The following is a 14,934-nucleotide window of genomic DNA, read 5'->3' as shown; positions in this document are numbered from 1 at the left end:
CCTTAGTTCAATGCGTCAATATAGCCTAATAGTGCTCCCAAACTCAGATTCCGGCCATTTAACGCCAAAAGTACCAACTCCGACAAAGTTCGTCGAAATTAGTACTTTTGGCGTTAAATTCTGGAATCTACCGAGTTTAGTCACACACTCACTAAAAAAGCCCAGCTACACGAGCTGAGCTACGATACTATTTACCTGATTCTTCGTCGTCATTATCATCGTCGAAGTCATCATCATCTTCATTAAATTCTGACAATTGACCTTCAATACCATCTGGCATGCTGTCAGCGTCGTCATCATCACCGTCATCGATATCTGCTAAATCACTCTTGTACTTACCAAGTTCTTTAGTGCTATCATCGGTGTCATCTTCGTCATCTTCATTGTAGTCAGCGTCAAGATCGTCATCATCAACATCAACGTCATCTTGATCTTCAGGATCGTCGTCATCGTAATCAATAACGTCATCATCATCCGCTGAATCAGCCAAGAAAGCATTCACTTTCTTGTGCTTTTTAGTCTTCGGATGATCTTCGTCCTCTTCTGCACCAACCGTAGCTTCATCGATTGATTCGAAGGGATACCAGGTTCGTAAACCCCAGACGTTATCACCTAACGAAATGAAACTGCCATCAATATTCAAATCAGTATAGAATTGAGAAAGCCGCTCGCGAATTTCCTTATCTGAGTCGCCCAGGTATGCCTGAACCTCATTAGCTAAGTCAACAAACGGCATGGCATCCCCACGTTCTGACAAAATGGCGTGAGCTACTTCAATCATTGATAATTCGTTTTTATTTTGGCCTTCTAAGACTTTTAATTCCAAACTGGTGCACGTCCCTTCCACAGTCTACGAATCACTATACTCGATTACACTGTAAATTGCAATCTAATCTCGTAATTTCCTAACAATTGTTCACCGACATAAAGTAGGTAGTCAATTGATGCTGAACCACCAAACGGGCGCTGATGAAAACCTACCCGCAATTGCGGTGTTACCGTTTCTACCGGTATTAATCCATACGGTGTTCGGTATGTTGCCCGAATCCGCTTACCCGCACTGAAATGCATCCGTAACCGATTAGTCCCATTACGAGTTAAGGTCACGTCGCCATTAGGCAAAAACTTAATGGTTACGGGTACACTGCCGTCCTCATTCTCAGAGTCCGGCTCCTGATATCGCAAATAAATCGTCTCACCGATTTGAACAATTTGGCCCTCTACATCAAGTGCATAATCAGAAGATTGACCATCTTGTACGGTATGAGTCGTTAAGTGAATGCCAACTGGAATGCTGGTTGACAAGTCATCCATTGCAACCCTTCCTTTCCAATTTTAGTACGCTGTGTTCATTATAACGCTTTTATCCAAGATTTTGCACGATTAAACTCCACCATAATTTATCCCGGTAATACCGGTAAATCCCCTGACTTAACGCCCAAAATAATGGACTAGTCCAAAATTAGTGACGCGGCTCTTTATTTCCGTTATAATGATAACAGAATTCTTCTTAAACTAACGAGGGATATGTATGAAAAAACAAGCGTTGTTTTCATCTTTGCAAGTAATTGATACACCTTTAACCAGTGATAACAAGCTGGCTGCGTTTGGTATGACCAACGCGTTACTTGATCTTTGTGGCGACACTGATCAAGCACTACTACACTTTTGGACACTGCCGCCAACACTGATTCTTGGCTTAAAGGATCGGCGCCTACCCGATTTGCCGGCTGCTTTAACAACAGTCACCGATAATGGGTATGATCATTTCATCCGTAATTCCGGTGGTTTGGCTGTAGTCAGTGATGGCGGTGTGTTAAACGTTTCACTGTTTATTCCACAAACAACTTCACAACATCTGTCTGTGAATGACGGTTACGAACTCATGAAACAACTGATTCAACAGACTTTTCCGAGTCTGCCAATTGAAAGCTACGAAGTCACCCACTCCTATTGTCCTGGCGACTACGATTTAAGTGTTAACGGTCAAAAGTTTGCCGGTATTTCCCAACGCCGTACCACGAAGGCATTAGTTGTCATGGCTTATATCAGCATCTTGGGTGATCAAATTTTTCGCGGTTCCCTTGTGCGTGATTTTTATGATACTGGTTTAGCTAATCACACTAATGAATTGGGTTTCCCCGACGTTTGGCCCGACACCATGACCAATATTGCGGATGCGTTGCACCAACCGCTGACGATCGATGAAGTGAAGGGTGCCATTTTGGCCGCTTATCAGCAGCAAGGTGTGCAACTCGATTCAACGACCTTGATGACGAGTACGCAATCACCGGATTTTCAAAAAACTTACAATAAGGAACTCGCCAAGATGCAAAAAAGGCAGCTTGGCATTTAATTGAAGGAGGGATTGTTTAATTTGCCATATCAAGCAGAACGATTGCCTCGTGAAAAGGTCTTTCGCGATCCCGTTCATAACTATATTTACATTCAGCACCGAATCATTTTAGATTTAATCAACACCAAAGAATTTCAGCGCTTACGTCGAATCAAACAGCTGGGGACGGCTTCATTAGTCTTCCACGGTGCTGAACATACACGGTTCACTCATTCACTGGGTGTGTACGAAATCACTCGGCAGATTTGTGATAACTTCAAACGTAATTATCCCACCCAAAAACCGGGTGACGGACTTTGGGACGATAACGAGCGACTGGTAGCATTGTGTGCGGCCCTACTGCACGATATTGGTCATGGTCCATACAGCCACACTTTCGAACATATTTTTCAGACTGATCATGAAGCCATTACGGTAGCCATTCTCACATCCCCAACCACCGAAGTTAACCAGGTACTTCGCAGCGTCAGCCCTGAATTTCCAGCCCAAGTCGCATCGGTTATTCAAAAAACTTATCCTAATCCGCAAGTTGTTCAAATGATTTCCAGTCAAATTGATGCAGACCGGATGGACTATTTGCTGCGCGATGCTTATCATACTGGCACTAAGTATGGCACATTTGATTTGACTCGTATTCTCAGAGTCATGCGGCCATACAAAGACGGGATTTGCTTTGAAATCAGCGGCATGCACGCCGTCGAAGATTACATCGTTAGCCGTTTTCAGATGTACCAACAAATTTACTTTCACCCGGTATCACGTTCAATGGAAGTCATCTTAAGTCATTTACTGAAACGGGCAAAAGAAGACTATGAGTCTGCGGACAATCAAAACGAGTCAGCTGCGCCCTACTTGCTGTATCCCTTCTTTAACCACGAATTCGATCTGGACGATTACCTCTTGTTGGACGACGGTACCCTCACCACGTATTTCGCCCACTGGCGGCAATCTAACGATCCTATTCTGGCAGACTTAGCACACCGCTTCTTGGATCGGAAGCCGTTAAAATCAGTTAAATTTGATGAACGAACTAAGGAAGAGATTCCTGAATTACGGCAACTCATTGAAAAAGCTGGCTTTAACTCCCTCTACTACACGGATACAAACAATAGTTACGATTTACCTTACGACGCTTATGATCCTAATATGAAAAAACCGATGACTCAGATTGAACTCATGCAGTCCGATGGCCAACTCATCGAACTTTCAACCGTTAGTGCTTTAGTGAGCGCCATTACGGGGAAATTCTCTGGCGACCAGCGTTTCTTCTTCCCAAAGGAAATGTTATCTTCAAAAGAAGACAATATCGAACTATTTGATCCAGTTTACAAAGCTTTTCAGGCTCATTTGCATAACGACTACATCATTTAACTATTAAGGAGTTTACACATGGCAATCAAACTTATCGCAATTGATATCGACGGCACTTTAGTCAACGACCGCAAGCAGCTGACGCAACATACGATTGATACTGTAACGAAAGCGCGTCAAAAGGGCATCAAAGTTGTCCTGTGTACTGGCCGTCCGATCACGGGTGTCTCACAGTACCTAAAGCCGCTAAACATTCAGGGTGATGACGAATACGTTGTCACCTTCAACGGCAGTTTAGCGCAAACCATTTCCGGCACCCCAATCGTCAGTCACAACATTACTTTAGAAGACTATATCGATTTAGAGGCAGTCGCACGTAAAGCTAATATCCATTTTCACATGGAAACCCTAGACCATATTTACACTGCCAATCGTGATATCAGCCCTTACACGGTAGCTGAAGCATTCTTGGTTCAAATGCCGATTCGCTTCAGAATGCCTGAAGAAATTACGGATGACCTGACGATTTCAAAGGGTATGTTTGTTGATGACCCCAAGTTACTATCGGCCTTTATCAAAAACTTCCCTGAAGAATTAAAGGAGCGCTTTTACGTGGTTCAAAGCGAGCCCTACTTCTACGAAGCAATGAATAAGCAGGCCAGCAAGGGTAATGCCATTGCTGAACTAGCGACAAAGTTAGGCTTTGCTCCCGATGAAGTCATGGCAATTGGTGATCAAGGTAATGACTTGACCATGGTGAAGTTCGCCGGCACTGGTGTCGCCATGGGCAACGCCATTGACGAAGTGAAAGCTACCGCGCAATTCGTGACTAAAACGAACGAAGAAGATGGTGTCGCCTATGCCATTGAAAAATTTGCCCTTTAAACCGTTACCACATAAATAAAAAGAAGGTTAACAACCAGTTATGATGACTGCTTGTTAACCTTCTTTATTTGTGTAAAACCGATTAAATGGTCAAAATAATGCTCAATACGATCAACCCCACTGCGTTGATCAAACAAAACCAGGCGTACTTATTCACCACGATTGGGGCGTTTTTCAAACTGGCAACTTCACGTGCAGGAACTTTTTCTTCAGGCAGCGCCTCTTCACCCTTGCGCCGTCGTCTACGCCAGCCCGCGAATAAATGCCCCTTTTCCAAAACGAAAAATGCAGCGCCGATTAAAAAAACTAAGCCAATCATGAACCAGCTATTTGCCACTACGATCAACGGTTGCCACGGCAGTACTAACAGTCCACCCGCTACAATAATGACCAGTGTCAGTAGCGCCCAACGATATTGTTTTACCTTTTTCAAATTCTCTCACCTATTCAACTATTATTGTGCTCTAGCATAGTTGAGATTGCGTGATGGCGCAAGCCCTTTTAAAGGTGAGGCTAAAACGCACCCCCACCAGAGTCGCCGCCAAAGCCACCGGAATCACCGCCACTAAAACCACCAGAGCCGCCGCTATCCGATGAAAAATCACTACTAGAACTATCTACGCTGGCCGTTGTAAAAGTTGACGTAAACGCCGTCCCAAAATCAGCACCCGAATAACTGTCATCCAGATACATCGGGTAGTAGCTCTGGAAGAATGGCGTTAATTCAGCAGCACTGAAGTTAACCGCCATGGCTTTTAGTACCCGCTTAGACAGGCCAAACGCAGCGGCATACGGTAGCATCCGTTCCCACAAAATTAAATCGCCCACTTGAGACCGGTCAAACTCGCCGATGTCATGCAGCATGCTGCGGAAGTTACGGATTTGACCCGCAGCGTCTTCGCCCGCCTGAGTGTAGTGAGAAACGTGCCGCATATGCTTGATTGCCACAATCACACTGATGATGATAAACGCAATACTAACGATCACACCCGCAACACGCAGTACTGGAACCGTGAAGAACAGTGCTGCTATTAGGCCGACGATCCCCAAAATCACATTGAAAATAATCAAGAGCCAGCCTTTAACACCAACGTCATCCGTCCGATGGTTAAACAGCCCCAGTGCGTCCGTTTCTTCATAATGGGATTTCCGCCAATTGTCAAATCTATCCTTCAAGCTCAAACTATCAGGATGTTTCCGTCGATAATCCTCAATATCAATTAAAGTAAAGGTTCGGTTAGGTTTCGTACCTTCGCCGATTTGATTCAATAAGAATGACAGTAACTTATCGTTTTGATGATTAGTGCTAAGTTTCGCTGTTTCTGTAATCCGGTAAGTTGTCACTGATTCACGCAGCATTGATTTTACTTTATCAGCTTTAATCACGACTTCACCATTAGCAGCCAGTTCCATTAACCAAGCTGTAAATGCCCTGGTATCCGGCTCACTCTCGGTTAAAATACTTTGGCTGGTCACCGCTGAGTACTCTGGAATCTCAAAACTGTGAACTTTGGGTGTTCTCTTCACCGGCAAACCAACGTGGTTTCTGAACCACCGCAATGTCATCAGTAAGTTCAAAAGTCCCAACCCTAACGCCACCACCATAATCCCCAACGGAATCAACTGGGATTGGATTCGCTTAAGATTAGCTTGTTTAGCCAGCTTAGCTTCTTGTTTACGAACCGCTGCTAAATGATTCTTGTTGGAAGTCCTTGTATTGGCGGATGTGAGTGACGTTGGGAAGACCATATGACTCTCAACAAAGGTTTTTGCTGGTACTTCAGCAACCTTCATGGTCACTTTGCCAGCCTTTTTATCAACCTGTGTATGGCCGCTGAGTGGACCATGAGTCCAAGCCTGTAATTTCTTGACGTTTTTACCAGGTAATTGAACCGTAATTTGAACGTGTTTCAGTGGCACTGTCCATCCGCGACCAATAATTTTCCAATTCAATTCTGCCGTGTCCGCATAGTTGATGATCACGTGTCGAATTTGGTACTTGTACAGATAAGTCACGCTTTCATCAAAAGCGGTATGGTAAACCTTAATCTGATAAACGTGACCAGAATCAGAAGTCTCATAAGTATTCTGCACCCCCGGTGTTTTATCACTAGCGATAGTCTTCCCATCCTTGGTTAAAATACTGACAGTGGGCTTTCCAACTATGCCACCGGTACCCGTATAATCCTGGTCGAGGAACACGCCATGGTATAAGTCATCAAAATGATACTTAATTCGCTGTGTTATAGCCGCATCACCATTTTTTTCGATAGTGACATTGATGTGGTAACGATTAATACTGTACCCTGATGCGCTAGCTTTGCTGCTTCCCCATCCCCAAAATAATACAGCCAAAATCGCTGTAAGCAGAAACATGATTCGCTTCTTCATTTTTGACACTCCCCCCTTTACCTCATCATATTATCAAACTACAATTTATTTGACTACTTAAATTCCGAAAATTAAGTTAAAAAGTTCACAATAAGAAGCCACCAGGCACTTAGTAATTTACTAAATGTCTGATGGCCTCAATACTTTATTTATTCACTTCGTAATGCCGTCGCTGCATCCTTCTTAGATGCCATTCGTGCCGGAATATGACCGCCTAAAATGGTCAATACGGTGCTAACGATAATCAAAATGACTGCTGACCACAAACTTAGCTGTGCAACATTATTGAGATTCGTTAAGCTCTTAATCACCGAATTGATTGGGAAGGTTGCCAACCAGGCAATCACAATCCCAATCACCCCTGAAGCCACACCCAAGATTGCTGTTTCAGCATCAAATACCCGTGTAACGTCCTTCTTACGAGCGCCTAATGCCTTTAGAACACCAATTTCCTTGGTCCGTTCAAGTACGGAGGTATAAGTAATGATACTGATCATAATCATACTAGTAACCAATGAGATCGCAGCAAACGCAATCAAAACGTACGTGATAGCGTTCATCAAACCGCCCGTTAATTTGGAAACCGAACCAGCCATATCGGTATAAATGATTTTGTCTGCATTTGATTTACCTTTATTATAGCCGTCCAAATATTTAAGGACTTTGTCTTTGTTCTGGAATGTATTTGGATAAATCATGATGCTAGATGGCATCTTAGATCCGCCCAACGCGTTAATTACTTGATCCCTAGCGGTACTATTATCAAGCGTTTGGCCAGTCAAGACGTTTCTCGAACTTGCTTTCTGTGCCTTCACGATCTTAGAATCAGCATTTTGAGCAACCATTTCTTTAGTCAATCGGTCGCTATAAACAAAACCAGGGGCCAAGATATTCTCTTCATTAGCCGATTTTACCCGGAGCACACCAACCACACGTAACGTCCTATTGGTGCTGTTATTATACATCGACTGATAGTTGTTGCTTGGCAAATACATCCCCATCCGCTGTGTATAATACGTGTCATTATTGACCGCTTTAAAAGTCGTACCGACAATCTGATTGAAGTTAACTTTCTGATTGTTCTTGACGTTAAAGCCCAAATTTTTCAACGCGTTAACGTTGGTTGAATTGTCCTTGTTAACGATCAAGACCACGTCCGTAGCCTTGCTTGGAAATTGTCCGGCTAACGCCTTGTAATGCTTGTGCAGGAAACTCACCTTGCCAGAATTATCAGTTGGATAAGAAGAAACCCCTACGCCCACTGAACTCGCCATCATACTGGAAACATCGACACCATTCGTCTTTTTCTGATCCTGGTTTGAAAGCTGAACGGGCTTCACCTTGCCATTAACGTTTCGCAGTAGATTCATGCCAGTAGTATACGTATACCCAATGTTTTTCCCATATTTAGGATTCAACTTTTTGACGTAATCAACGTACTTTTGAGAAATCTTGTTTGTGTGCTGGGCTTTATCTGCCTCACTGGTTTCAGCAATTACCGCCTTGTCGTTAGAAAAATGCTCCTTTTTTTGACCACCATTAGCAGTGCCATTCTGTGATGATGCGGTTTGCGAAATCGTCACGGGATACTGTGCCAACGTGTTAGACTGAGTCTTATCGATCTGTTTTTGAAAACCGTTAGACAGCGCAAGCACAACGGCTATCCCAATGATTCCAATACTTGAGGCAAACGCCGTCAAAAAAGTACGGCCTTTTTTGGTTCGAATGTTGGTAAACGATAACTTTAGTGCTGTCCAGTAAGTCATCTTCGTTTTCTTCAAGGAAAACTTTTGATTCTCTTCCGTTTCATCGTATGGATCACTGTCAGATTGGATTTTTCCGTCCGCGAACCGAATGATTCGGTCAGCATACTGGTCTGCTAACTCAGGATTATGCGTTACCATTACCACTAACCGCTCTTTGGAGAGGTCCTTGATAATTTTCATAATTTCCTGGCTGGTTTCCGTATCCAACGCACCCGTGGGCTCATCACAAAGCAGAATTTCTGGATTGTTAGCGATTGCCCGCGCAATGGCAACCCGTTGCATTTGTCCACCAGAAAGTTGGTTGATTTTCTTATACATGTGTTTTTCCAAGCCAACCCGCTTCAAAGCCGTTACGGCACGGTCCTTTTTTTCCTCACCAGAAACACCGCTCAAGGTCATCCCTAATTCAACGTTATCAATGATTCCCAGATGACCAATTAAATTATAGCTTTGGAAAATAAAACCAACAGAATTGTTTCGGTATGCGTCCCAATCAGAGGCTTTGAATTCCTTGGTAGACTTACCTTTTATGACCAGATCACCCGAGTCATAAACGTCCAAACCACCAATATTATTTAACATCGTTGTTTTCCCAGACCCGCTGGGACCTAAAATAGCTACAAATTCTTGTTTACGGAAGGCCACCGAAACATCGTCCAAGGCTTTCGTAATGGTGTCACCAACGTGGTAATACTTTTTTAAATGTTTAAGTTCTAGCATATCCGACCTCCATCAGGTAAAAAACGAGTATAACCAACAACTGACAGTCATCCGTTATTGAGTTACACTTAATCATTTATTTTCATATTCTGCGTATAGGAATTCTCTTAAAAAACCATACGTCTAATACTTTGCATCTGTTTCATTCATTATACATGCATTGTTGTCCTAAATCTTTCGAAATTTTTGATACACATCGTATCAAAAAACAGGCCCTCTGCATGAGAGAACCTGTTTCACTAATAATTTAGTTTCGACTGCTACTCTTTACCGTGAAATCGATTATGGAATAGTGGGCTAACTGGGCGGTTTTCGTGAATCCGAATAATCGCGTCACCAATCAGCGGGCCAACAGAAATCTGCTTAACCTTATCGATTTGTTTTTCTTTTGGTAACTGAATGGAATCCGTCACAATCAACTGTTTAATGGCTGAATTCGAAATTCGCTCGATTGCGGGTCCCGAAAGAACGGGATGGGTTGCACTGGCGTACACTTCTGTTGCACCAGCATCCATTAAAGCTTGCGCACCTAGCGTAATCGTACCCGCTGTATCAATCATGTCATCAATCATGATGGCACGCTTGCCCTTAACGTCCCCGATAATGTTCATAATCTCAGCAACATTAGCTCTTGGACGTCGCTTATCAATAATGGCAATCGGCGCCTTCAAAAATTCAGCCAAAGCACGAGCACGACTCACACCACCATGATCAGGAGAAACCACTACGGCGTTCTCCGCAATCCCATGGTTAATAAAGTAGTCTGCCAATAATGGTGCACCCATTAAATGATCGACTGGAACATCAAAGAAACCTTGAATTTGCGCAGCATGTAAGTCTAACGCTACGACTCGGCTAATACCAGCCTTTTCCAACATATTTGCAACTAACTTGGCAGTAATGGGTTCACGTGACCGCGCTTTACGGTCTTGACGTGCGTAACCATAGTACGGAATAACCACGTTAATCGTTGCTGCACTTGCACGACGCAATGCATCTACCATAATCAACAATTCCATTAAATTGTCGTTGACGGGAGCGGAAGTCGATTGAATCACGAAAACGTGGCACCCACGAATACTTTCTTCAATGTTGATCCGGATCTCACCATCGCTAAAACGGTCAACTGATGTTTTTCCAAGACTAACACCAACCTCATCAGCAATACGCTGAGCAAGTGGTTTGTTGGAATTCAACGCAAAGATTTTCAACTTTGGGTCATTATATTTCTCTGACATGGGATCCTCCAATGGCTTAATTCTACGTACATTTTACACTAAATAACAAATTCCGTACATTATTTTTCTGGGTCGTAGGGTAACTTTTTGAAATATCCCGGTTTATTAGTCTGCCGAGAACGTGCAATCGCCATATCATATTGGTTCACTTCATTGGTAATGGTTGAACCAGCCGCAATAAAGGCATGGTCGGCAACCGTTAATGGTGCAATCAGGTTAGAGTTACTACCAATAAAGGCATCATCGCCAACCGTTGTATCGTGCTTGTGAGCACCATCATAGTTAACAAAGACCACCCCGCAGCCGACGTTAATTCGTTTGCCTAAATGAGCGTTACCAACGTAAGTCAAGTGGCCAACCTTAGTACCTTCATCGATGGTCGCTTTTTTAACTTCAACGAAATTACCTAAGTGCACGTTCTTACCGATATGTGAATCTGGACGCAAATGACTCATTGGACCAATGTTGCTGCCATCTTCCATTTCAGAATCTTCCAAATAAGAAGATGTCACCGTCACATTATCATGTAAAACAGCATCATGCAACTCTGAATGAGCACCAATACGACAATTATCACCGATGACTGTCTTGCCCTTCAAGAGAACACCTGGTTCAATGATCGTGTCAGAACCAATCTTAATATCGACATCAATGTACGTGTCTTCTGGGTTGATCAGTGTCACACCGTTACTCATATGATATTCATTGATCCGACGTTGCATCACTTTGGTTGCCTTGGCCAAAGCAACCCGGTCATTAACGCCCATAGATTCTTCAAAAGAAGGCATCCGGTATGCAGATACAATATCGCCCTGTTCCTTCAAAATCTGAATCACATCCGTCAGGTAGTACTCACCCTGTGCGTTGTGATTAGAAGTCTTATGGAGTGCTGCGAAAAGCGCCTTATTGTCAAAGACATAAACACCGGTGTTGATTTCATCAATCTCTTGTTCCTGCTTGGTGGCATCTTTTTGTTCAACAATTTTTTCAACGATGCCAATATCATTACGAACGATGCGTCCATAACCCGTTGGATCTGGTGCCTGTGACGTCAGAATAGTCGCAACCGCTTTTTTAGCTTCATGATACTGAAATAATTTTTCAAATGTTTCAGCTCGAAACAACGGTGTATCACCGCTAACAACCAAGGTCGTGCCGTCTTGATCTTTTAATAAGGGTTCCGTCTGTAAAACAGCGTGACCCGTTCCAAGCTGTTCTTTTTGCAGTACATACTTAGTCCGGTCACCCAAAGTTTCTTCAACTTGTTCAGCACCATAACCCACTACTGTGACGATTTGATCCATGTGTGTCTTTTCAACTTGCGTCAAAACGTGATCAACCATCGAACGGCCACAAACCTGATGCAAAACTTTATACAGTTTTGACTTCATTCTAGTTCCCTTACCAGCAGCAAGAATAATCGTATTTCTAGTACTCATTTAGACAAACTCCTTAACATTAGTTAGTAAAACTTATTTTTGATTTGTTTACCCTTTAAACGCCTAATCTTGAAATTGAGTCAGTCGCTCCGGAGTATAAATTTGTTCGGCAAAATTACCAGCCGTAACATCAACATGATCATTGGTGGCATGAATTTTAAGCAATGATGTATACTTCGGTACCTTTCTTTCGCCTTCAAAAGTGCCTTCAGCAAAAACAGCCACACCAGCCACTTTCGCATCAAATTCCTTAACTAAGGACTGCATCCCGCCTACGGTTCCGCCACCCTTCATGAAGTCATCCACGATTAAGACACGGGAGTTGAGTGACAAGCTACGTTTGGATAGCGCCATTTTTTCAATCCGGCTGCTAGAACCAGAAACGTAGTTCACACTCACAGTCGAACCTTCAGTAATTTGTGAGTCATGCCGTGCAATAACAAACGGCACGTTTAAGTAATCCGAAATACTTTGCGCAATCGGAATCCCCTTAGTTGCCACCGTTAGCACCGTATCAACCTCGTCCGCCAAATACTGGGTCGCAATCAGCCGCCCTACTTGACGTAAAACATTTGGTCGACCCAGTAAGTCTGACATGTAAACATAACCACCTGGTAAGAAGCGATCGGCTTCAGACAGTGATTTAATCACGCCATCAACAAACTCAGTGGCTTCTTGCTGGGGAATATACGGAATAAACCGTGCACCGCCAGCTGCGCCAGGAACCGTCTCTAACAGACCCGTTCCGCGGGCTTTCAGTGTCCGTTTCAAAATCGTCAGGTCTTCGCTGATTGAAGACTTAGCTGAACCATAACGTTCCGAAAAAAAGGTCAACGACACTAATTGATGAGGCCGTTCTAACAGGTACCGGGTCATATCAATCAGCCGGTCGCTTCTTCTTACTTTCACTTTGGTTTCCTCCATGTCACTTAACTTCAGATTTAATATTCTCATTCTAGCATAAATGTTCGGGTTTTAGGGATGGATTCTTTGAATCTCATGATTTTATTAATAACTCCACGAAGTTTAGTCGTTTTACCTGCCTTACAATCGGATAGATATACGGATACTTTTGCTGCCTTCATATGCAAACAATGAGAGGCTATATCATAAGTCGATATTGGTAAGTATTTCAATCAATTATTAATCATAATGCGTGATCACTGTCTTTTGGTTCTATACGTCAATATGGCCTAATTACGCGTCAAAACTCAGATTCCGACCGTTTAACGTAAATAAAGCCTACTCCGCAAAATCGCGGAATAGGCTTTATTTACGTTAAACTCTGGAATCTACCGAGTTGTGTTGAAGTTTTTTCATGCTCGCATACGCTGATAAACCAGTGCACTGAAATAAAAAATCACTTCAATGACTGCAATAAAGAAACTTACCGGCCAATTGGTGACGTAACTGAGGTACAGCCCCAGCCAAACGCCAATCAACGAAAAAGCTACGGCCACGCTGATCATCATGCCCACCGTATGAGCAAAATACTTGGCTGCCGCCGCTGGTAAAGTCAGTAAAATAAAGATCAATAGCGAACCAACGATTTGGGCTGCAACACTGACAGAAAACGCCAATAGCACCAAAAAGATAACTGATAAAGTTCGGGTCCACAGTCCCTTCACTTGGGCGCCAATCGGATCAAAGGAATCAAATTTTAGGTAACGATAGATCACCATGACGACCACAAGCACTGAAACAGACAAGATCATCATCTGGACCACGTTAGCACGACTGATCCCAATCACACTCCCAAATAAAATCCCGGTGGCATAACTGGCATTGCTATCAGCCAGTGAAAGGAATAAAATTCCTAAACCAATCGCTAGAGCCGAAATTGCCGTGATTGAATTCTCACGTCTTGACGACTTGGCACCCAGTTCACCGACACCAATGGAGCTAATGGTCGTAAACAGCAGCATCCCATTTAGTGGCTGCCAGCCCATAAAGATACCAAAGGCTGCACCAGCAAAGCCAATTTCAGATAAGGTATGGGTTAAAAATGACATGTTTCGGGCAATCACAAAGACACCCATAATACCGGAGATAATGGCAATCAACGTGCCAGCCATGTAGGCGTTTTGCATAAAGGGATAACTAAGCATTATTCATCTCGCCTACTTTCTCATTGGTCAAGGCTGCAATACTACCAGCTTCATATTGACCTGGACTTAAAAACAGGTAATGGTCCGCGTAACGACGAGCCAACGGAATATCGTGAGTCACAAAGATCACGGTCAATTGCTGAGTTTCGTTGATCTGCTTCACGAGATCAAGTAATTCGGTTTTAGCAACCGGATCCAAGCTGGCAGTTGATTCATCAAGAATCAGCAAACTTGGCCGATCAAGGAGCGCTTGTGCCAAATACGCCTTTTGTTTTTCGCCCCCCGATGCTTGACCTAAGGGCCTGTGACGAATGTTAAACAGCTTTGTTTCGGTTAAAATCTCTGTCACTCTTTGCCGCTCTTTTGCCGTTAACCACGGCACACCAACTTTGGCAAAATTCAAGCCCACGAAGTCTTGAATACTAAGGGGATACTCTGCATCAATATTTCGAAATTGCGGCACGTAACCAACTGGCACAGCTTGCCGATTGGGCAAGAAGTCTAAGGTGCCACTGGTTGGTTTCAGTTCCTGCAGAATCAAACGCATTAGCGTCGTTTTCCCGACCCCGTTTTCACCGACGATACTCAAAAAATCACCACGTTTTAAATCGTAGTTCAAATCTTTTAGTACCTGCTTGTCAGGAAAAGCAAAGGATAGTTGTTTTAGTTGTAGTATAGATTCAGTCATAAAAACTCCTCAATTAAAAAAAGCACCTGGGT

Annotated in this window: 13 protein-coding genes; 3 read left to right on the top strand and 10 right to left on the bottom strand. The window is 43.3% G+C overall.

Annotated elements, in window-relative coordinates:
* Positions 1-187 precede the first annotated feature (187 nt).
* Complete coding sequence (gene rpoE, locus AC6H04_RS01425) at positions 188-826, bottom strand: DNA-directed RNA polymerase subunit delta (RefSeq protein WP_497569998.1); 639 nt, start codon at positions 824-826, stop codon at positions 188-190.
* A gap of 44 nt (positions 827-870) precedes the next feature.
* On the bottom strand, positions 871-1,314 hold the full coding sequence (locus AC6H04_RS01420) for a YwiB family protein (protein ID WP_497569997.1): 444 nt from the start codon (positions 1,312-1,314) through the stop codon (positions 871-873).
* Positions 1,315-1,531: 217 nt separating this feature from the next.
* On the opposite strand from AC6H04_RS01420, the gene AC6H04_RS01415 reads away from it, so the two are divergent.
* From AC6H04_RS01415 to yidA, 3 genes are read left to right on the top strand one after another with little or no spacing between them, the layout of a single operon-like run.
* A complete protein-coding gene (locus AC6H04_RS01415; RefSeq protein ID WP_497569996.1) occupies positions 1,532-2,356 on the top strand; it encodes a lipoate--protein ligase family protein in 825 nt (274 codons plus the stop codon).
* Positions 2,357-2,377: 21 nt separating this feature from the next.
* Positions 2,378-3,727, top strand: a complete 1,350-nt coding sequence (locus tag AC6H04_RS01410) for an HD domain-containing protein (protein WP_497569995.1) — start codon at positions 2,378-2,380, stop codon at positions 3,725-3,727.
* An 18-nt stretch (positions 3,728-3,745) separates the two neighbouring features.
* The gene (gene yidA / locus AC6H04_RS01405) at positions 3,746-4,552 is read left to right on the top strand and encodes a sugar-phosphatase (RefSeq protein ID WP_497569994.1); all 807 of its coding nucleotides are present in this window, start codon (positions 3,746-3,748) and stop codon (positions 4,550-4,552) included.
* 82 nt (positions 4,553-4,634) lie between these two features.
* On the opposite strand, the gene AC6H04_RS01400 is transcribed toward yidA, so the two are convergent.
* The 8 genes from AC6H04_RS01400 to AC6H04_RS01365 all read right to left on the bottom strand — a co-directional run bounded on the left by AC6H04_RS01400 (position 4,635) and on the right by AC6H04_RS01365 (position 14,902).
* Positions 4,635-4,985, bottom strand: a complete 351-nt coding sequence (locus tag AC6H04_RS01400; RefSeq protein WP_497569993.1) for a DUF3899 domain-containing protein — start codon at positions 4,983-4,985, stop codon at positions 4,635-4,637.
* A gap of 80 nt (positions 4,986-5,065) precedes the next feature.
* Positions 5,066-6,943, bottom strand: coding sequence for a DUF2207 family protein (locus tag AC6H04_RS01395; protein ID WP_497569992.1), 1,878 nt, complete (start codon positions 6,941-6,943; stop codon positions 5,066-5,068).
* Between the two features lie 149 nt (positions 6,944-7,092).
* Positions 7,093-9,429 (bottom strand): ABC transporter ATP-binding protein/permease, encoded by a 2,337-nt coding sequence (locus AC6H04_RS01390; RefSeq protein ID WP_497569991.1) that lies wholly within the window; start codon positions 9,427-9,429, stop codon positions 7,093-7,095.
* Positions 9,430-9,689: 260 nt separating this feature from the next.
* Positions 9,690-10,667 (bottom strand): ribose-phosphate diphosphokinase, encoded by a 978-nt coding sequence (locus tag AC6H04_RS01385; protein WP_497569990.1) that lies wholly within the window; start codon positions 10,665-10,667, stop codon positions 9,690-9,692.
* Positions 10,668-10,726: 59 nt separating this feature from the next.
* Positions 10,727-12,106: a bifunctional UDP-N-acetylglucosamine diphosphorylase/glucosamine-1-phosphate N-acetyltransferase GlmU gene (glmU, locus tag AC6H04_RS01380; protein ID WP_497569989.1), complete on the bottom strand. Its 1,380-nt coding sequence runs from the start codon at positions 12,104-12,106 to the stop codon at positions 10,727-10,729.
* A gap of 63 nt (positions 12,107-12,169) precedes the next feature.
* A complete protein-coding gene (gene purR / locus AC6H04_RS01375) occupies positions 12,170-13,015 on the bottom strand; it encodes a pur operon repressor (RefSeq protein WP_497569988.1) in 846 nt (281 codons plus the stop codon).
* 407 nt (positions 13,016-13,422) lie between these two features.
* Positions 13,423-14,214: a metal ABC transporter permease gene (locus AC6H04_RS01370; RefSeq protein ID WP_497569987.1), complete on the bottom strand. Its 792-nt coding sequence runs from the start codon at positions 14,212-14,214 to the stop codon at positions 13,423-13,425.
* On the bottom strand, positions 14,207-14,902 hold the full coding sequence (locus tag AC6H04_RS01365; RefSeq protein WP_497569986.1) for a metal ABC transporter ATP-binding protein: 696 nt from the start codon (positions 14,900-14,902) through the stop codon (positions 14,207-14,209). Before AC6H04_RS01365 ends, AC6H04_RS01370 begins: the two co-directional genes overlap by 8 nt.
* Between the last annotated feature and the right edge of the window lie 32 nt (positions 14,903-14,934).

The sequence above is a fragment of the Secundilactobacillus sp. MJ173 genome (genome assembly GCF_059704265.1).
This window is presented reverse-complemented; position numbering and strand designations above follow the sequence as displayed.

Bases quoted from the DNA above. Each gene is read 5' to 3' on its own strand.
- AC6H04_RS01420 (WP_497569997.1), bottom strand. From the start codon at position 1,314: ATGGATGACTTGTCAACCAGCATTCCAGTTGGCATTCACTTAACGACT.
- AC6H04_RS01415 (WP_497569996.1), top strand. From the start codon at position 1,532: ATGAAAAAACAAGCGTTGTTTTCATCTTTGCAAGTAATTGATACACCT.
- yidA (WP_497569994.1), top strand. From the start codon at position 3,746: ATGGCAATCAAACTTATCGCAATTGATATCGACGGCACTTTAGTCAAC.
- AC6H04_RS01395 (WP_497569992.1), bottom strand. From the start codon at position 6,943: ATGAAGAAGCGAATCATGTTTCTGCTTACAGCGATTTTGGCTGTATTA.
- AC6H04_RS01390 (WP_497569991.1), bottom strand. From the start codon at position 9,429: ATGCTAGAACTTAAACATTTAAAAAAGTATTACCACGTTGGTGACACC.
- AC6H04_RS01385 (WP_497569990.1), bottom strand. From the start codon at position 10,667: ATGTCAGAGAAATATAATGACCCAAAGTTGAAAATCTTTGCGTTGAAT.
- glmU (WP_497569989.1), bottom strand. From the start codon at position 12,106: ATGAGTACTAGAAATACGATTATTCTTGCTGCTGGTAAGGGAACTAGA.
- AC6H04_RS01370 (WP_497569987.1), bottom strand. From the start codon at position 14,214: ATGCTTAGTTATCCCTTTATGCAAAACGCCTACATGGCTGGCACGTTG.
- AC6H04_RS01365 (WP_497569986.1), bottom strand. From the start codon at position 14,902: ATGACTGAATCTATACTACAACTAAAACAACTATCCTTTGCTTTTCCT.